Genomic DNA, 18,955 nt, shown 5'->3' on the forward strand with positions numbered 1-18,955 from the left:
AGGGGCGAGTTCCGCCGGCTTCGGCGCGCTGGAACCAAGCGGGCGTCGAGGTCACAGACATAGGCTTTCCCCCAATTCGACCCAAGCGATGAAACGTGAATCCAGTGTGCCTATCCAAGCTCTCCAAGCTTCCCAATTCAATAATTCCCAGTCCGAGCGGACCAATGCGCGTGCCCTCAATCAAGGGCTAGAGAAAGAACTATTTGGTGGCCCTGCGCCAGAGGCGCTGGAATGCCCGGCGCTGGATGCGCTTCTTCATGACGAGACGCCCGCGCCGCAGCACTTCGAATCCTGCGTCAAATGGTGCCTGCAGCGCGGGCGCCTCGACATCGTGGCGGGCATGCAGCTAACGTTTCCGACGTTTCGTGCTCCCGTCGATCTGAGATCCCTCCAGGCGAGCAACGCGGCCTCTGCCGTTGCGGCGCTGACCTCGCACCGCATCATCTGCGATCTGAGGCTCACCTTGGACGACCCTGCGATGGCCCTGCATCTGGCGGCCTGTCTTGCGAGCCCGCAGTGCGAGATCCAGAGTCTCGGCCTGCAATTTCCAGCATGGGACCGGGTCAGCGCCGGCAGCTTGGTAGCCGGCCTTGGGCGCGCCATCGCCCATTGCCCTTCGATGCACCATCTGTACTTGTACGGTCCCGTGGAAGGCAAGTGCGAACTGGAGACGGCATTCATCGTTGAAGCGATCGCCAATCCAGAGCTTCTAAGCGTTCTCATGGGCCCCGGGCTCGCATGGCACGACGACGCCTGGCCGGATCTCGGCAGGCGCATCCTGCGCCAGATCCTGGCGCGACACGATCCTGGCTCGATGAGCGGTCAACTGGCAGATGCCTACGCCAATGCGATTGCATTGAACGGCGCAGGATGGGGGTCGTACAAGGTGGAGTTGGGACTTTCGGCTTCCTGGCGGTCTGAAGCCGTGCTGAGTCTGCAACAAACACGGCACGGGGCGAAGCGCGTGTTCGGGATATCGTCCTTGGAATACATGGACCATCGGCTGCCCTACGCCTACGCCCGATGTCTCGTGCAGGAACTCGCAGACGTGACGGCACCGCAGGTCGCTGACAAGAGACGCTATCTGGCAATGGGCATGCCGGAATTACCGGATGTTCACGTCGGTTGCGTGGTCGATTTTCTCACTGGCCGCACCCCCGACCCTGTCAACGACGTTGACCGCATATTCAAAGATACGCTGTTCTGGTGCTTCGAGCATCGTTGCATGGAGCTGGCACACGCCATTCAAGTCAGATACCCACACTTCATCGACTACATCGCCGCGCATGAGAAGGACATACTTGAAGCGGCATGCGCCATTGGCATCGCCTTCAACCTGAAAGTCAACAAGAAAGAGTCTGTTGGAGCCGCCGTTGGTATTCTTTCCTATCCAAACGTGGAGATCCGTGCCGTCAAGATCGACTGGCACCGTAAGGGCGAGTTTGATTTCGAGGCATCGATGCCGGTCTTCGAGGCCATTGCCGAAGCGCGCTCGGTCGGCGAGCTCACGCTGTTTCCAGGCGACCGCGACCCGCACGGCAAGTCGCTGTTGTCGGTCCTGGCCTCCACGACGATCGAGCGCATCCGGTTCGAAAGCGACAGCCCGAACATCGACTGTGCAGGACTGAGGCCTGTCCTCGAGAAGGCTCTGCGCGGTCCGTTGAAAGAAATCTACATTACGGCCAACGATGAGGTGCTCCGAACCTGTGTGCAAGCCGTCGACGCCGCCGGAAAAGAATGTCGCATCGAGAAGCTCAAGCTGCGACGCATCCAGCATGAAGAAGCTTGCAACATCGACCTGGGCATGCTCTTGCGAAAGCAAGCGCACATTTCATATCTCGAGTTGAGCCCTTCCATCGTGGATGCGTACGGCGTTCCCGCCTCTATAAAAGCCGTTCTCGCCTGTCGATCGATCACCCAGCTTGAGATTTCTGGCGGTTCCCACGCCGGGGATGCCGCAGCACTTCACGCCGATGTCGAAGCACACCTGCGAAACAACCGAGATCGACTCCGCGACCAAGCCATGCGGGGGGATGCAGCGTTGGTCCGACTACTTCATGACCCAAGAGATGGGCATGCCGAATGTCAACCGTGATGCGCTGCAGAGGGTGTTGAGCTACCTGACAGTGAAAGACCTCGCCAGCTTGGCCAGCACATCGCGAACGATGACGTCGCTGTTTCGCGGGACGAAAGCGCCCGACGTCGAGAACATGCTCGACGAACTGATCAGGTCGGCAGAGGCCTTGGCCGACGAGGACCTGCGCTGGATCACCCATCAGTTCGACGGGCGGGCGTGGTTCGTCGATCCGCGGCTTTCGTCGCTCCGACAGGGCTTGACGAGGATTGCGACCTCGGCGCTGTCGAAGGAGGTTTGTATGTTGCCGCGCATCGGAGCGACCGAACAAGCGACCGACGAAGCGGCCGATCCGGAGTCGGCAGCGCAGGTCCAATCGATGTTGGAAGGCTATACGGAGATTTGCGAAGCAGTGCAAGTGGCCGCTCAAGGCAGGGAGCCGCGCCGCGAGGCATTCCAGGCGTGTATCGCCTGGTGCGGCAAGACGAATCGCATGGACGTCGTGGTGGCGATCCAGCGACGCTGGCCGGCCTTCTCGAACCTCGTGCATGTCGATGGCATCGAGATGCAGGTGCCGATACTTGGAAGCATCCTGTCGTATGGCATCGCATGCGATGTCACGGTGACGATCGGCAGCGACGGTGACATCGAGAGCCTTGAAACGGCACTCAAGCAGTCGCCGCCCGAATCGATGTCCACCGATGACATCGATAACTCGAAAGCTGCCCCCCAGCCGCAGGCGCCGGGGATGCGAACGCTGGGCATCGTCTTTCGTGTCGAAGAGCAGGTCATGGTGCCGGCATCGTTGGCGCAAGAGCTTGCGAAAACGAAGTTGCGCGGGCTGTGCCTGATGGGCGGCGACCCACCGGTGGTGCTGGCGCCGGGATTCCTGCCCAAGCTCCTGCGCAGCCAATGGATCGAGCAGTTCACGCTGCAGGGTGAGTTCGCTGCCGAGCTCGCGGTCTACGAAGCGCAAATGTGGATCGAGCAGGCTAAGGTGCGCAGCCTGCATGTGCGGTCGAGCGCGTTTCTGGTCGATGTGTTCGGCGAGGCCGTCGTCGCTGCCGGCGGCAAGGGCCGGCTCGTGGATCTGGAGCTGCTGGGCAGCCAGGCAGACGAGACCCGTCCGTTTGGCTGGATATCGAAGCTCTTCGATCCTGCCTTAGGCATCACGAGCCTGGCCCTGGATGCGCAGCAGATTGCGCACCTGAGTTTCTCGCAATGGACCGATGTGCACAGGATCAACCACTGTTTGCTGGAACTGCGGCCGGTAACCGCCGACCTCAAGCGCAGTGTGCCCTCCGGAATCGCAGCGCAGGTGGTGGCTCGCAATCAGCAGATCCAAGCGCATATGACGCGCTGGGCTGTTGAAATAATCATGAAGAGCTGGACCGGTTCCGACGTGCGGCCCGAACGGCCCTGGATGAACCAGTTGTTGGACTACCTCGCTGAGCCTGGCACCTTCAATGCCCTGCGCCGCCTCAACAAAGAGACTGCAAGCGCGGCCACTGAATATGCCGATCGCCTCGGCCTGGTCCTGCGCAGGGCTGCATTGCCGGGCAGCGGACGCCTCGGCGTGGACCGGATCGTCAACCATGCGACGAATCGCGGCTACTCGTTGACCGAAACGCAGTACGCGCGGCTCCGGTCCGCCGTGGTGGACAGGATCGAGCGCTATCTGGATCTCTGGCAGGCTGGCCGCTTGCCCGAGCTTGACGTCACGACCACGACCTGATCGCACATTGGGGCCGCCCTGCCCCCGGACTCCAGCTCAGACCCGCTCTTGCCTCGAGGTTCCGGCTCTCACCGATGCGCCTTGATAGACGCAAGAATGCCCATCACAAACAGCAGCGCCGCCCCAAGCTCGCTCGCATGCGGCCAGCGGCCATCCCACAAAAACGAATAGAGCAAGGCAAACAGCGTCTCGCTCACGATCAGCTGTCCGCACAAGCTCGCCGACAGCCGCTGGCTCGCAATGTTCCACAGCACGGTTGCCAGCCACGAAGAGCCCAGCCCACCGGCCAGCGCCAGCAGCACGAACAAGGCCCCGTCGGGCTGCGCGCGCAGGGTCGCCAGGTCGGAGCCCGCGGCCAGCCACAGCACGAAGGCGCCCAGGCCGGTGGCGATGCCCAGCCAATTGGTCCAGTCGGCCGCATGCACCTCGGGATGGCGTTTCAGCCAGGCAGCGTTGAGCAGGCCGAAGGCGGTCCAGCTGGCCATCGCGAGCGTGGCGAGCAGCAGGCCCCGCCCGAAGTGCGCCCGCGCGCCGCCGCCGATGCCATCCTGCGGCCAGGCCGACCAGACCATCAACGCGATGCCGGCCGCGGTCAATGCCAGGCCCGGCAGCAAGGCCGCCATGCGCAACCCTGCCGGCCGGCCGAGCAGCATCATCCAGACCGGGATGGTGCCGATGACCAGGCTCGGCACCTCGGTGCCCGCCTCGACGATGGCGAAGGCCAGCAACAGGTAGTAGCCGCTGAAGCCCAGCCCGCTCAGTCCGAGCACGGCGAGGGCCTGGCGCGCGCTGGGCCAGCGCCGATCGGCCGGCCGCCACCCCAGCGCCAGGCTCGCAACCGCGCCGAAGACCAGGAAGCGCGCCGCCGTGATGTCGACCATGCCGAAATGCCCCACCATGCGCGGCACCACGAACACCAGGCCCCACAGCGCACCCGCGGCCAGGCCGGCCGCGATGCCGATGACCGCGCCGGGCCTCAGAGCGCGTATCCGTCGTCGGCCGCGATCACCGCGCCATTGACGAAATGGCCCTGGCCGCTGGCCAGCAGCACGATCAGGCCGTCCAGGTCTTCCGGCTTGCCCAGGCGCTTGCGGGGCAGGCCGCCGACGAGCTTCTGGCCGTCGTCGGAGGCCCAGTGGTCCTCGTTGTTGTCGGTCGTGATGAAGCCGGGGCACAGCGCGTTGACGTTGATGCCGAAGCGCCCCCATTCGAGCGCCATCGCCTTGGTCATCTGCACCACGGCGGCCTTGCTCATGCAGTAGACGCCGATCTTGGGGATCACCTTCAGCGCGCCCACCGAGGCGATGTTGACGATGCGCCCGCCGATGTAGGTGCCGGGCGCCGCGCCGCGGGCCCGCGCCAGCATGCGCTTGCCCACCTCCTGGGCGATGAAGAAGGCGCCCTTCACGTTGGCGTCGAAGATGAAGTCGTAGTCCTGCGGCTTCACCTCCTCCAGCCGCTGGGTGGTGCTCACGCCCGAGTTGTTGACCAGGATGTCGATGGGCCCGACCTCGGTCTCGGCGCGCGCCACGGCGGCCTTGATGCTGTTCACATCGGTCGCGTCGAGCTCCACCACGTGGGCATCGCCGCCCTCGCCCTCGATGCGCGCGCGCAGCTCCTTGAGGCGGTCGGTATGGCGGCTGGCCAGCACCACCGCGGCGCCGGCACGGGCCAGGGTCTTGGCGAACTGCGCGCCGAGCCCGCTCGATGCGCCGGTGACGAAGGCCACGCGGCCGGAAAGATCGATGCTGTAAGCCATGAAGACCGTCCCTGCTGGTTTGGATAAGCGACATTCCGGACAAGCATAAGGCGCCGCATAAAATGGCCCGGCCCTTCGCGGCGCCTCGCCACCCTCCCAAAATCATTATCGACGAGACCCCACATGACCCACGACGAAATCCTCGCCCAGTACGGCCCCCGCGAAGCCATGGAATACGACGTAGTGGTAGTCGGTGCCGGCCCCGGCGGGCTGGCCACTGCCATCCACCTCAAGCAGCTGGCCGCCTCGCACGGCAAGGACATCTCGGTGGTGGTGCTCGAAAAGGGCTCCGAGCCCGGCGCCCACATCCTGTCGGGCGCGATCATGGACCCGCGCGCGCTCTACGAGCTGCTGCCCGACTGGGAGGAGCAAGGCGCCCCGCTCAACCAGCCGGTGACGCAGGACACCTTCCTGATACTCAGCGAGACCAGCGCCTACCGCACGCCCAACTTCCTCTTGCCCAAGAACTTCCACAACGAGGGCAACTACATCGTCAGCCTGGGCAACGTGGTGCGCTGGCTGGCGCAGCAGGCCGAGGCCCTGGGCGTGGAGATCTTCGCGGGCTTCCCCGCGGCCGAGGTGCTCTACACCGAGGACGGCAAGGTGCGCGGCGTGGCCACCGGCAACATGGGGATCGGCAAGGACGGCGAGCCCACCGAGAACTTCCAGCTCGGGATGGAGCTGCATGCCAAGTACACCATCTTCGCCGAGGGCGCGCGCGGCCACCTGGGCCGCCAGCTGATCGCCAAGTACAAGCTCGACGCCGGCAAGGACCCGCAAAGCTACGGCATCGGCATCAAGGAGCTGTGGGAAATCGACCCGGCCCGCCACGAGCCGGGCCTGGCGGTGCACACCGCGGGCTGGCCGCTGCCGCCCGACACCTACGGCGGCTCCTTCCTCTACCACGCCGAGAACAACCAGGTGATCGTCGGCTTTGTGGTCGGCCTGGACTACCAGAACCCGCACATGAGCCCCTTCGAGGAGTTCCAGCGCTTCAAGACCCACCCGAACATCCGCTGGTACTTCGAGGGCCAGGACCAGGGCCTGAAGGCGCCCAAGCGCCTGAGCTACGGGGCGCGCGCCATCACCGCGGGCGGCCTGCTGTCGCTGCCCAAGACGGTGTTCCCCGGCGGCGCGCTGGTGGGCGACGACGCCGGCTACCTGAACGCCAGCCGCATCAAGGGCAGCCACGCCGCCATCAAGACCGGCATGCTCGCCGCCGAGGCCGCCTTCGACGCGGTGATGGCCGGACGCCAGCACGACGAGCTCAGCGCCTACCCGGCCTCGTTCCAGAAGAGCTGGCTGTACCGCGAGCTGAACAAGGCGCGCAACTTCAAGCAGTGGTTCAAGAAGGGCCTGACGGTCGGCACGCTGATGACCGGCATCGAGCAGTACGTGCTGCGCGGCCACATCCCCTGGACGGTGCATCGCCATCAGGCCGACCACGAGCGGCTCAAGAAGGCCGCGCACGCCAGGAAGATCGTCTACCCCAAGCCGGACGGCAAGCTCACCTTCGACCGGCTCTCCTCGGTGTTCATCAGCAACACCAACCACGAGGAGAACCAGCCCGCGCACCTGACGCTGAAGAACGCCGCAGTGCCCACCGAGATCAACCTGCCCGAGTACGCCGGCCCCGAGGCCCGCTACTGCCCGGCCGGCGTCTACGAGTTCGTGGCGGGCGAGAACGGCAAGCAGCGGCTGCAGATCAACGCGCAGAACTGCGTGCACTGCAAGACCTGCGACATCAAGGACCCGACGCAGAACATCGTGTGGGTCACGCCCGAGGGGGGCGGCGGGCCGAACTACGTGGGGATGTAGGAACGCGCGGAGGCCGGCCCCCTATCGCGCCACCAGGAACACATAGTCGGCGCTGTAGCGCTCCTTCGCGCGCTTGCCCTGGTCGGCCTGGGTCTCGCAGCCCTTCGCCGGCGCGACGCCGCCGACGGTGTTGATGCGCTGCACGCTCGTGACGCTGTCCATACGGCCGGCAGTGCCGGCCGACTTCGCGGACAGCAGCAGCCAGGGGATGTCGGCAGCCCGCGGCGCATCGGCGCGCGCCTTCACCGTCCCGACGATTCGGCTGCCGTCGAGCGCGGTCCAGTGCGGACCGGCGCCGTGGGTGCCCATCTTCTGCCCGCCGGCGCCGAAGAGATCGGCCTCGGGCGCCACGAACTGCCAGGCCAAGCCGCCCTTCTCGGCGGCGCGGCATTCGTAGATCTGCGACCCGGTGGCCTGCCAGGTGAAGGCCGGGCGCTCGCCCGCGGGCGCCTGGATGGCGCTCGGGAGGGTCGCCATGGACGCACGCGGAACGCCCGGCTCCGACATCGAAGCACAGCCGCCCAGCGCGGCGGCGCCCAACAAGGCTGCGGCAAGACGAGGCATGTGGGGATCGGGTCTCATGGCACCTCCGTGTCCGAGCGCAAAACGACGCATTCTGACCCGGTGTCAGCCCAGAGACCAGCGGTGCCTGTGGGTTCCTCCGGGTCGAACGCCCCCGCAGCCCCACCCCCCGCCACCCGGCGTCTCGATCACGAACACGTCGCCACGCTGCATCTGCACCTGCCCGATATGGCCCAGCGCCTCGACCGCGCCGCCGGCGCGCTCGACCCGGTTGATGCCCACCGTGCCGGCCTCGCCGCCCGCGCCGCCGAAGGCGCCGTGCGTGCGGCCGTTGCTCAGGATCGAGGCCGTCATCGGCGCCAGGAAGCGGATGCGCCGCACCCCGCCGTCGCCGCCGCGCCAGCGCCCTGCCCCGCCCGAGCCGGTGCGGATCTCGTAGCTCTCCAGCCGCACCGGGTAACGGAACTCCAGCACCTCCGGATCGGTAAGCCGCGAGTTGGTCATGTGCGTCTGCACCACGCTCGTGCCGTCGAAGCCCGGCCCCGCGCCCGAGCCGCCGGAGATGGTCTCGTAGTATTGGTGCTCGCCGTCGCCAAAGGTGAAGTTGTTCATCGTGCACTGGCTGGCCGCCACCACGCCCAGTGCGCCGTAGAGCGCATTGGTCACGCAGCTGGAAGTCTCCACATTGCCCGCCACCACCGCCGCCGGCGCCACCGGGTTGAGCATGCAGCCCTGCGGCACGACCACGCGAATGGGCTTGAGGCAACCGGCATTGAGCGGAATGTCGTCGTCCACCAGCGTGCGGAAGACGTAGAGCACGGCCGCCATGGTGATGGCCCTGGGCGCGTTGAAGTTGTTGGGCAGTTGCGCGCTGGTGCCCGTGAAGTCCACCGTGGCGGCACGCGCAGCGGCATCGACCTGCACCCGCACGCGGATCTGCGCGCCGTTGTCCAGCGGCAAGGTGTATTGCCCGTCTTTCAGCGCGGTGATGGCGCGCCGCACCGACTCCTCCGCGTTGTACTGCACGTGGCCCATGTACGCGGCCACGGTGTCGCGCCCGAACTGCGCCACCATCGCCTGCAGCTCCTGCACGCCCTTCTCGTTGGCGGCGATCTGCGCACGCAGGTCGGCGAGGTTCTGCTCGATGTTGCGCGAGGGGTGCGGGCCGCTGCCGAGCAGCGTGCGCAGCGCAGCCTCACGCAGGCGGCCCTCTTCGACCAGCTTGAAGTTGTCGATCAGCACGCCCTCCTCGTCGATGGTCTTCGAGAAGGGCGGCATCGAGCCCGGCGTGATCCCGCCCACATCCGCGTGGTGCCCGCGCGAGGCCACGTAGAACGAAGGCTTCGCGTCCCCGGCCGCCAGGTACACCGGCGTGACGACCGTGATGTCCGGCAGGTGCGTGCCGCCGTGGTACGGGTCGTTGAGCATGTAGACATCGCCCGGCTTCATGCCCGGGTTGCCGTCGATCACGGTGCGGATCGACTCGCTCATCGAGCCGAGGTGCACCGGCATGTGCGGTGCGTTGGCGATCAGGTTGCCCAGGGCGTCGAACAGCGCGCAGGAGAAGTCCAGCCGCTCCTTGATGTTCACCGAGTAGGCCGTGTTCTGCAGTCGCAGGCCCATCTGCTCGGCGATGTTCATGAAGAGGTTGTTGAACACCTCCAGCATCACCGGGTCGGCCCGCGTGCCCACGGCCTGCGCCGCCACGCGCGGACGCACGCGGTGCAGCTCCACGCCGGCCGCGGTCGCGCGTGCCTGCCAGCCCGGCTCGACCACGGTGGTGGCGTTGCGGCCCGCGAGGATGGCCGGGCCGTCGATCGCGGCGCCGGGGCGCAGCTCGCTTTCGAGGTGCAGCGCCGCGTCGCGCCAGCCGGCCGGCTGTTCATCGGCCTCGCAGAAGACGCGGACCGCGGCATGGGGCTGCGGCGCGTGCCGGATGGCTTCGCCGGCGTCCGGAGGTGAAGCGGCACGCTCGCCGGCGGCCGTGGCCTCCACCGTCACCGCCTCGATCACCAGCGCGCGCTCCGGCATCAGGAAGGCGAAACGGCGGCGGTAGGCGGCCTCGAATTCGCTGCGCAGCGTGTCCAACGCCTCGCCCTGCGGCAGCGCCATGGGCAGCGTGCAGGCCAGCGCGGTGTCGGTGCCCTCGTAGCGCAGCTGCACCCGATGGACGGCCCCGATGCCGGCGCCGGCCGCCCCCTGGGCATGCAGCTCGGTGATGGCCTCGTCCGCCAGCGCGAGCGCCGTGCTGCGGGCCGCCGCGAGCCCGTCGGCATCGAGCCGGCGCTCCAGCGCCCGCTCGCGCATCGCCAGCTGGTCCGCCAACCCCATGCCGAAGGCCGACAGCACGCCGGCGAAGGGATGCAGGTAGACCCGCTGCATGCCCAGCGCATCGGCCACCAGACAGGCGTGCTGGCCGCCCGCGCCGCCGAAGCATTGCAGGGTGTACTGCGTGACGTCGTAGCCGCGCGCCACCGAGATGCGCTTGACCGCATTGGCCATGCTGGCCACCGCGATGCGCAGCGCGCCGCTGGCGACCTGTTCTGCGCTCACGTCTCGGCCCGTCGCCTCGCTCATGCGTTGCGCCATGGCGGCGAAGCCGCGACGCGCCGCTTCGAGGTCCAGGGGTTCGTCGGCCCCGGGCCCGAAGACCTTCGGGAAATGCGCCGGCTGGATCTTGCCGAGCAGCACGTTGGCATCGGTAGTCGTCAGGGGCCCGCCGCGCCGGTAGCTCGCCGGGCCCGGGTTGGCACCCGCCGATTCGGGCCCGACGCGCAGCCGCGCGCCGTCGAAGGCGATCACCGAGCCGCCGCCCGCCGCCACCGTGTGGATGCTCATCATCGGCGCGCGCATGCGCACGCCGGCCACGTGGGTCTCGAAGGAGCGCTCGAACTCGCCGGCGTAGTGCGACACGTCGGTCGAGGTGCCGCCCATGTCGAAGCCGATCACGCGCGGATGGCCGGCCTCCAGCGCGGTGCGCACCATGCCCACGATGCCACCGGCCGGCCCGGACAGGATCGCGTCCTTGCCCTGGAAGCGCTGCGCCTGCGTCAGCCCGCCCGAGCTCTGCATGAAGAAGAGCGGCACGCCCGGCATCTGCTGCGCCACCTGGTCCACGTAGCGCCGCAGGATCGGGCTCAGGTAGGCATCGACCACGGTGGTGTCGCCGCGCGGCACCAGCTTCATCAAGGGGCTGGTCTTGTGCGAGACCGACACCTGCGTGAAGCCCGCCTCGCGGGCGATGCGCTCGGCCGCCAGCTCGTGCGCCCGGTGCTGCCAGCCGTGCATGAAGACGATGGCGCAGGCGCGCAGGCCGGCATCGAAGGCCTCCCGCAGCGCGGCGCGCAGGCCGGCCTCGTCGAGCCCGCGGACCACCTCGCCATCGGCCGCCACGCGCTCGTCCGCCTCGATCACGCGCTCGTAGAGCAGCTCGGGCAGCACGATGCGCCGATCGAAGAGGCGCGGCCGGGCCTGGGTGGCAATGCGCAGCGCATCGCGGAAGCCGGCGGTGGCGACGAGCACGGTGCGCTCGCCCTTGCGCTCCAGCAGCGCGTTGGTGGCCACCGTGGTGCCCATCTTCACGCACTCGACGCGCTCGGGCGTGACCAGCTCGCCGGCCCGCAGGCCCAGCAGCCGGCGGATGCCCTCCACCGCGGCGTCGCGGTACTGCTCGGGGTTCTCCGACAAGAGCTTGAGGGTGTGCAGGCGGCCCTCGGGGTCGCGCCCGACCAGGTCGGTGAAGGTGCCGCCGCGGTCGATCCAGAACTGCCAGCGGGAGGTCGAGAAAATGGGATGCGTGCTCATGATGGTGGGGAAAGAGGTCGCGGAGGGACAGGGCGGCCCCGGCGGGCCGCCGCATACGGACGAAAGGACGGAGGGAAAGGCGTCAGTTCTGGTGCAGGTCGCGGCCCCGCGTCTCGGGCAGGCACAGCGCAACCACGACGACCATCGCGTAGGCCACTGCCGCGCACACGCCGATCGAGGTGCCCAGCGACAGCTGCATCCGATCGCTCAGCACGCCCACGAGGGCCGGGAACGTGGCGCCGATGCCGCGCCCGAAGTTGTAGCAAAAGCCCTGCCCCGATCCGCGCAGCTCGTTGGGAAACAGCTCGGCGAGAAAGGCCCCCGCGCCGCTGAAAATGCCCGACATGAAGAAGCCCAGCGGGAAGCCCAGCATCAGCATCATGGCGTCGGTGATCGGCAGCAGCGTGTAGGCGTACACCAGCGTGCCGGCGCCGATCGCGAACAGGATGAAGGCCAGCCGGCGCCCCAGGCGGTCCGACAGGTAGGCGCCGCACAGGTAGCCGAGGAAGGCTCCGGCGATGAACATGAACTGGTAGCCGCCCGAGCCGAGCACCGTGAGGTGGCGCTCGTTCTTCAGGAAGGTCGGCAGCCACACGCCGATGGCGTAGTAGCCGCCCTGCATGCCGGTGAACAGCAGGCTCGCCAGCACCGTGGTGCCCAGGATGCCCGGCTTGAAGATCGCGAGGAAGTTGCCGCTGCGCTCGCCGCGGGCGATGGCGGCGCGGGTCTGCACGTAGATCTCGGGGTCGCGGATCGAGCGGCGGATGAAGACGATCAGCACCGCCGGCAGCAGGCCCAGCAGGAACATCACCCGCCACGAGATCTCCGGCGGCAGGAAGGAGAACAGCGCCATCGACACGAGCACCGCCGCGCCCCAACCCACGGCCCAGCTGCTCTGCACCAGGCCCACCGCCTTGCCGCGGTAGGCCGGCCGGATCATCTCGGCGATCAGCACCGAGCCCACCGCCCATTCGCCGCCGAAGCCCAGGCCCTGCAGCGTGCGCGCGATCAGCAGTTGCTCGGGCGTCTGCGCCAGGCCGCAGGCGAAGGTGAAGATCGCGAACACCAGGATGGTGAGCTGCAGGATGCGCACGCGCCCATAGCGGTCGGCCAGGATGCCGGCCAGCCAGCCGCCCAGCGCCGAGGCCACCAGCGTGGCGGTGCCGATGAAGCCGACCTCGGTCTTGCTCATGCCCCACATCGCGAGCAGGATGGGCGTGACCAGCGGCAGCGTGTAGTAGTCGAAGGCGTCGACGGCGTAGCCGCTGAAGGATGCGGCCAGCGTGCGCTTCTCGTTGCGGTCGAGCGTCGTCAGCCAGCTGCCGCCGGTCGACGCCTCGGCGCCGGGTTGAATGGGTTCCGCTGTGTTCATGCGTTTGTCTCCTAGGTTTCTTGAATCGAGGTGCTTGCGTCAGAAGCACGCCAGGCGGTGATGCGGCAGGTCGGTGACCAGCATCGCGCCCGGCGCGTGGGTGATGGCAAAGGGCAGCCGCGCCTCGGCCAGCGCGGCCTGGGGCGTGACGCCGCAGGCCCAGAACACCGGCAGCTCGTCGGGCATCACGTCGACCGGGTCGCCGTAGTCGGGGTGCGCGATCGAACGGATGCCGATCAGCGCCGGGTCGCCCAGGTGGACCGGTGCGCCGTGCACGGCCGGAAAGCGCGAGGTGATCTGCACCGCGCGGATCGCATCGGTGGCGCGCAGCGGGCGCATGGAGCAAACCATCGGGCCGCGGAAGACGCCGGCCGGCACGGTGGCGATGTTCGTGCGGTACATCGCGACATTGCGTTGCTGCACGACATGCCGCAGTTCGATGCCCTCGGCCATCAGCGCATGCTCGAAGGTGAAGGAGCAACCGATGACGAAGCTCACCAGGTCTTCGCGCCACAGCGCGCGCACGTCGCCGGGCTCGTCGACCAGCTCGCCGTCGCGCCACACGCGGTAGCGCGGCAGGTCGCTGCGGATGTCGATGTCCTCGCCCAGCATCGGCAAGGCAGGATCGCCGGGCTCCGACACGCCCAGGAGCGGACAGGGCTTGGGATTGGCCTGGCAGTAGCGCAGGAAGTCCGCGGCATGCGACTTCGGCAGGATGACCAGGTTGCCCTGGACGTGCGCGCTCGCCAGGCCGCTGGTGTGCGATTGCAGCGCGCCGCTGCGGGCGGCGAGGCGCACGTCGCGCGCGCCGCTCGCGGCGTCGGGCGTGCGGAAAGGGGCTTGAAGCGTCGACATGAAGGCGTCCGTGAGGTGATGGGGCCGATTGTGGGAATCCGCCCTTCCGAACGCCAACGCAAAGTTTCTTGCTCAGCTCATCGATTTTTTTGATGACCTGGAACCGTGCGAGGCATGCACCACGGCGGAGCCGAGCGCGGCCTCGAGCAGCGGCGAGGAGGGATCGTCGCGGTAGCTCGCGTAGATGGGCAGCGGCTCCAGCGTGTCCTCGCAGGGCAGCACGCGCAGCGGCAGGCGCCGCGCCAGCGGCTCGACCACGGCGCGCGGCAGGGTCGCGACGCCGAAGCCGGCCTCCACCAGCTGGGCCATCGCCGAGATCGAGGAGATGGCATGCACGCGCGGCGCGGGGCTGCCCGCGTCGCGGAACAGCTCCAGCAGCGCCACGTGCGGCTGCGAGCCGCGCTGGAAGGTGAGCAGGTCCAGCGCGAGCAGGTCGTGCAGCTTGTAGCGCCGCCGCAGGTGCAGCTCGCGGTGGCCGACGAAGCACATCGGCATCGGCGGCACCGCGCGCGTTCGCACCCCGTCGCCGGCGGCCGGCAGCGCGGCGAAGATCAGGTCCTGCTTGCCGCGCTGCAGCTGGTCGACCAGCACCGGCGTGGTCTCGACCGTGAGCTCCAGCTCGAAATCGGGGTAGGTCGCCTGCATGTGCTTGAGCCAGCCGGTGAGCCAGCTGTGGATCACCGACTCGATCGCGCCCACGCGCAGCACGGTCGCGCGCACCGCGCCGGAGCCCATCTCGGCCTTGATGTGCATCTGCATTTCGAGCAGGCGCTGGGCGAAGGCATGGAAGCGCTGGCCGGCGACGGTGAGGCGGAACTGCTTGTCGCGCCGGTCGAGCAGCAGCACGCCCAGCTCGCGCTCGAGGGCTGCGATGCGGCTGGACAGGGCCGACTGGGTGAGGTGAAGCTTTTCGGCCGCGCGCGTGACGCTCTTGAGGGCGACGGCCCAGTGGAAGGCTTCGACGAATCGCAGGTTCATGGGGCGCAGGAAGGTCTTGCTCGAGAAGGCATTGCACCATGTCTTACCCCCTCCCCGAAGGGGAGGGAGCAAAGGCGGAGATAGACTGACCAACCCGAAGGAGACACCATGCACATCGTCATCACCGGCGGCGCCGGATTTCTGGGCGCACGCCTGGCGCGCACGCTGCTCGCGCAAGGCAGCCTCGCACTGGCTGGCGCCGCGCCCCAGCCCATCGAACGCATCACCCTGGTCGACCGCGCGGCGCCCCCGGCCGATCTCGCGGCCGACTCCCGCATCGCCGCCGTCGTCGGCGACCTCAACGCCCAGTTGGCCGACGCCGACGCCGCCTACTGGGCCGAGGCGAACGCCGTCTTCCACCTCGCCGCCGCGGTCAGCGGCGAATGCGAGGCCGACTTCGACCTCGGCATGCGCAGCAACTTCGGCGCCACCAACGCCCTGCTCGAACGCCTGCGCGCCGCCGGCACCGCCCCGGTGCTGGTGTTCTCCAGCTCCCTCGCGGTCTTCGGCAATTCGCCCGAGCAGCCGCTGCCCGAGATCATCGACGACAACACGCTGCCCACGCCGCAGACCAGCTACGGCATCCAGAAGTTCATCGGCGAGCAACTCGTGGCCGACTACACGCGCAAGGGCTTCATCCGCGGCCGCAGCGTGCGGCTGATGACGGTGAGCGTGCGCCCCGGCCTACCCAACGGCGCGGCTTCGGGCTTCTTCAGCGGCATGATCCGCGAGCCGCTCGCCGGCATCCGCGCGGCCTGCCCGGTGCCCGACGAGACGCTGGTGGCGCTGGCCTCCCCGGCGCGCACCGTCGAAGGCATCGTCCGCGCCGCGGAGGCCAGCGATGCGCAATGGGGCCCGCGCACCGCGCTCAACCTGCCCTCGCTGAGCCTCACGGTAGGCGGCATGGCCGCAGCGCTCGAACGTGTGGCCGGCAAGGCCGCCACCGCCCTGCTCGACCGCACGCCCGATCCGGCGATCCAGCGCATCGTGAAGACCTGGCCGGGCCGCATCGAGGCTCGGCGCGCGCGCGGCCTGGGCCTCTTGCCCGATGCGAGCTTCGAGGACGTGATCCGCGACTACGTCCGTGAAAATCCCGACGCCGTGAAGCTGCCGGCCAATGCATAGTCATACGTTTGCAAAACGTCACATCGACAGGAGACTCCCAATGAAGTTGAACCGACTGGCCGCCGGCCTCGTCCTCGGCCTCGGCATGGCGTGCGCGGCTTTTGCGCAGACGGCCATGAAGATCAGCATCTCGACCGCGCAGAACTCGCACCAGGGCGTCGCCATCGACGCCTTCGCCAAGGAAGTGGCGACCCGCACCAACGGCCGCTACAAGATCGAGACCTTCTACAACGGCTCGCTGGGCGGCGAGCGCGAGTCGATCGAGGCGGTGCAGCTCGGCACCCAGGAGCTGGCCTTCTCCTCCACCGGCCCGGTGCCCAATTTCGTGCCCGAGGCCAAGATCCTCGATGTGCCCTTCCTGTTCCGCGACAAGGCCCATGCGCGCGCGGTGCTCGACGGGCCGATCGGCCAGGAGCTGCTGACCAAGTTCGACGCCAAGGGCTTCAAGGCCCTGGCCTGGGCCGAGAACGGCTTCCGCCACATGACCAACAGCAAGCGCGACGTCAAGGCACCGGAAGACCTCAAGGGGCTGAAGATGCGCACCATGGAGAACCCGGTGCACATCGCGGCCTACAAGGGCCTGGGCATCATCACCACGCCGATGGCCTTCCCGGAAGTGTTCACCGCGCTGCAGCAGGGCACGGTCGACGGCCAGGAGAACCCGCTGTCGGTGATCATGGCGGCCAAGTTCTCGCAGGTGCAGAAGCACCTGTCGCTGACCGGCCATGTCTACTCGCCCTGCATCTTCCTGATGAACAAGGCCGCCTTCGACAAGCTCAGCGCCGCCGACAAGACCGCCTTCCTCGAAGCCGCCAAGGTGGCGGCGAAGGTGAACCGCGACCGCGTCGACCAGGACGACGCCAACGGCGTGAAGGAGCTGCGCGCCCAGGGCATGACCGTGATCGAGAACGTGGACAAGAGCAAGTTCGTCAGCACCCTGGCGCCGGTCAACGCCGAGTTCGAGAAGCAGTTCGGCAAGGCCAACATCGACAAGATCCGCAACTTCCAGTGATCCCGCTGCCGCGATGACCCGCGGCGCACGCCCGCGCAGCACCGGCTGGCGGGCGTTTTTTATCGACCTTTGCATGCCTCGCTCATGAAATCCGCCTTCCTCCGGCTCGACCATTGGACCAACTCGCTGTCCATGGCCGTCGCCTGCCTCATGCTCGTGATCGCCTCGGCGCTCGGCGTGTTCCAGATCGTCACGCGCTTCGTGCTCGAGCAGCCGGCGGAATGGTCGGAGATCCTGATCCGCGTGAGCTTGATCTGGATGGTCTTCATGGGCATCCCCACCGCTTTCCGCCAGGGTGCGATGGTCAGCGTCGACGTGCTGTACCGCTGGAGCCCGCCGAAGATGCGGCGCGTGCTCGACTGGCTGGTGTGCCTGGCCGCGCTGACGCTGATCGGCGTCATCGTGTGGTGGGGCTGGGACTACGCGAAGCGCGGCGGCGTGCAGTCGATGGCGGGGCTCGAATCGGTGTCGATGTTCTGGGCTTATGTGGCGATGCCCATCGGCGGCTTGTTCAGCGTGATCGGGATCGTAGGCAACCTGCTCGACCCGCAGCGGCAAGAGTTGGAGACAGCGCAATGACCCCGATCATGGTCACCACGATGGTGGTGTGCTTCGCACTCACCATCTCCGTCGCGGTCTCGATCGGCCTGGCCTCCGTGGTCGGCATCCAGGCCTCGAACGCCAACATGCTGATTTCCGTCAAGGAGATGTTCAACGCGATCAACAAGTTTCCGCTCGCGGCCATCCCCTTCTTCATCCTGGCCGGCAACCTGATGGAAACCGGCGGCATCTCGCGCCGGCTGGTGGAATTCGCCAAGAGCCTGGTGGGCGGCGTGCAGGGCGGGCTGCCCATGACCTGCGTGCTCACCTGCATGATCTTCGCGGCGGTGTCGGGCTCCTCGGTGGCCACCACCTTCGCCATCGGCGCCATCCTGATCCCGGCGCTGATCAAGCACGGCTACCCCACCAGCTACGCGGCGGCGCTGCAGGCCACGAGCGCGGAGCTGGGCGTGATCATCCCGCCCTCGATCCCGATGATCCTCTACGGCGTGAGCGCCGAGGTGTCGATCGGCGAGCTCTTCATCGCCGGCTTCGGCCCGGGCATCCTGATCAGCCTGGCGCTCATGGCCTTCGTCTACGTCTACTGCAAGGTCAAGGGCCTGGGCAAGAACGACGGCGACGGGCGCCTGGGCGTGGGCGTCGCCACCTGGCGCGCGGGCTGGGCGCTCTTGATGCCGGTGATCATCCTCGGCGGCATCTACGGCGGCATCTTCACGCCGACGGAGGCCTCGGCGGTGGCGGTGCTCTATGCGCTCGTCGTCGGCATGCTCATCTACCGCGAGATCAAGCTGCCGCAGCTCTACGCCGTGCTGCGCAAGTCGGTGATCTCGTCGTCGGTGATCATGTTCATCATCGCCAACGCCGGCCTCTTCGCCTTCCTGATCACGCGCGCCGGCGTGCCCGAGGCCATCGGCCACTGGCTCGAGGCCGTGCTGCAGTCGCCGGCCATGTTCCTGCTGGGCGTGAACGCGGCGCTGTTCGTCATCGGCATGTTCATCGAGACCAGCGCGGCCATCATCGTGCTGGCGCCCATCCTCGCGCCGGTGGCGATGCACTTCGGGATCGACCCGGTGCATTTCGGGCTGGTGATGGTGGTCAACCTGGCGCTGGGCATGATCACGCCGCCCTTCGGCGTCAACCTGTTCGCGGCCTGCACGGTGGCGCGCATCTCGCTGGACCGCATCGTCACGCACCTGGTGCCCTTCGTGCTGGTGATCCTGGCCTGCCTGATGGTCATCACCTACGTGCCGGGCATCTCCTTGGGGCTGCGCGACCTCGTTTATGCGAAGTAGTTCACGCATGAGGGCCTGAGCCTTCGGGTTTCACCGGGGTGTCATGCA

At 67.7% G+C, this 18,955-nt stretch carries 14 protein-coding genes; 7 read left to right on the top strand and 7 right to left on the bottom strand.

What is annotated here, in order from left to right; all coding sequences use genetic code 11:
• The first annotated feature begins 88 nt into the window (after window positions 1–88).
• Both AC3A6X_RS16400 and AC3A6X_RS16405 read left to right on the top strand, forming a co-directional pair.
• Window positions 89–2,095, top strand: a complete 2,007-nt coding sequence (locus tag AC3A6X_RS16400) for a hypothetical protein (protein WP_487843181.1) — start codon at window positions 89–91, stop codon at window positions 2,093–2,095.
• Entirely contained in the window at window positions 2,076–3,809 is a 1,734-nt protein-coding gene (locus AC3A6X_RS16405; protein ID WP_487843182.1) for a hypothetical protein, read from the top strand. Before AC3A6X_RS16400 ends, AC3A6X_RS16405 begins: the two co-directional genes overlap by 20 nt.
• A 68-nt stretch (window positions 3,810–3,877) precedes the next feature.
• On the opposite strand, the gene AC3A6X_RS16410 is transcribed toward AC3A6X_RS16405, so the two are convergent.
• Both AC3A6X_RS16410 and AC3A6X_RS16415 read right to left on the bottom strand, forming a co-directional pair.
• A complete protein-coding gene (locus tag AC3A6X_RS16410) occupies window positions 3,878–4,765 on the bottom strand; it encodes a DMT family transporter (protein WP_487843302.1) in 888 nt (295 codons plus the stop codon).
• 20 nt (window positions 4,766–4,785) lie between these two features.
• Window positions 4,786–5,568, bottom strand: coding sequence for an SDR family oxidoreductase (locus tag AC3A6X_RS16415; RefSeq protein ID WP_309964685.1), 783 nt, complete (start codon window positions 5,566–5,568; stop codon window positions 4,786–4,788).
• A gap of 123 nt (window positions 5,569–5,691) precedes the next feature.
• Between AC3A6X_RS16415 and AC3A6X_RS16420 the strand changes: the two genes are divergently transcribed.
• Window positions 5,692–7,386 carry an electron transfer flavoprotein-ubiquinone oxidoreductase gene (locus AC3A6X_RS16420; protein WP_487843183.1) on the top strand — a complete coding sequence of 565 codons (1,695 nt, stop codon included), beginning with the start codon at window positions 5,692–5,694 and terminating at the stop codon, window positions 7,384–7,386.
• A gap of 21 nt (window positions 7,387–7,407) precedes the next feature.
• Here AC3A6X_RS16420 and AC3A6X_RS16425 read toward each other — a convergent pair whose 3' ends face one another.
• The 5 genes from AC3A6X_RS16425 to AC3A6X_RS16445 all read right to left on the bottom strand — a co-directional run bounded on the left by AC3A6X_RS16425 (window position 7,408) and on the right by AC3A6X_RS16445 (window position 14,917).
• Entirely contained in the window at window positions 7,408–7,968 is a 561-nt protein-coding gene (locus tag AC3A6X_RS16425; RefSeq protein ID WP_487843184.1) for a DUF3455 domain-containing protein, read from the bottom strand.
• Between the two features lie 45 nt (window positions 7,969–8,013).
• Window positions 8,014–11,712, bottom strand: a complete 3,699-nt coding sequence (locus AC3A6X_RS16430) for a hydantoinase B/oxoprolinase family protein (RefSeq protein ID WP_487843185.1) — start codon at window positions 11,710–11,712, stop codon at window positions 8,014–8,016.
• A gap of 82 nt (window positions 11,713–11,794) precedes the next feature.
• Entirely contained in the window at window positions 11,795–13,084 is a 1,290-nt protein-coding gene (locus AC3A6X_RS16435) for an MFS transporter (protein WP_487843186.1), read from the bottom strand.
• 39 nt (window positions 13,085–13,123) lie between these two features.
• Window positions 13,124–13,939, bottom strand: a complete 816-nt coding sequence (locus tag AC3A6X_RS16440; RefSeq protein WP_487843187.1) for a putative hydro-lyase — start codon at window positions 13,937–13,939, stop codon at window positions 13,124–13,126.
• Window positions 13,940–14,011: 72 nt separating this feature from the next.
• A complete protein-coding gene (locus AC3A6X_RS16445) occupies window positions 14,012–14,917 on the bottom strand; it encodes a LysR family transcriptional regulator (RefSeq protein ID WP_106560265.1) in 906 nt (301 codons plus the stop codon).
• A gap of 108 nt (window positions 14,918–15,025) precedes the next feature.
• On the opposite strand from AC3A6X_RS16445, the gene denD reads away from it, so the two are divergent.
• The 4 genes from denD to AC3A6X_RS16465 all read left to right on the top strand — a co-directional run bounded on the left by denD (window position 15,026) and on the right by AC3A6X_RS16465 (window position 18,907).
• Window positions 15,026–16,042, top strand: a complete 1,017-nt coding sequence (gene denD, locus AC3A6X_RS16450; protein ID WP_487843188.1) for a D-erythronate dehydrogenase — start codon at window positions 15,026–15,028, stop codon at window positions 16,040–16,042.
• Window positions 16,043–16,082: 40 nt separating this feature from the next.
• Window positions 16,083–17,054 (top strand): TRAP transporter substrate-binding protein, encoded by a 972-nt coding sequence (locus tag AC3A6X_RS16455; protein WP_487843189.1) that lies wholly within the window; start codon window positions 16,083–16,085, stop codon window positions 17,052–17,054.
• A gap of 84 nt (window positions 17,055–17,138) precedes the next feature.
• Window positions 17,139–17,633, top strand: coding sequence for a TRAP transporter small permease (locus AC3A6X_RS16460; protein ID WP_106560262.1), 495 nt, complete (start codon window positions 17,139–17,141; stop codon window positions 17,631–17,633).
• Entirely contained in the window at window positions 17,630–18,907 is a 1,278-nt protein-coding gene (locus AC3A6X_RS16465) for a TRAP transporter large permease (RefSeq protein ID WP_487843190.1), read from the top strand. The genes AC3A6X_RS16460 and AC3A6X_RS16465 overlap by 4 nt, the downstream gene beginning before the upstream one ends.
• The last annotated feature ends 48 nt before the right edge of the window (window positions 18,908–18,955 follow it).

The organism is Variovorax sp. Soil_C_12 (assembly GCF_057657375.1).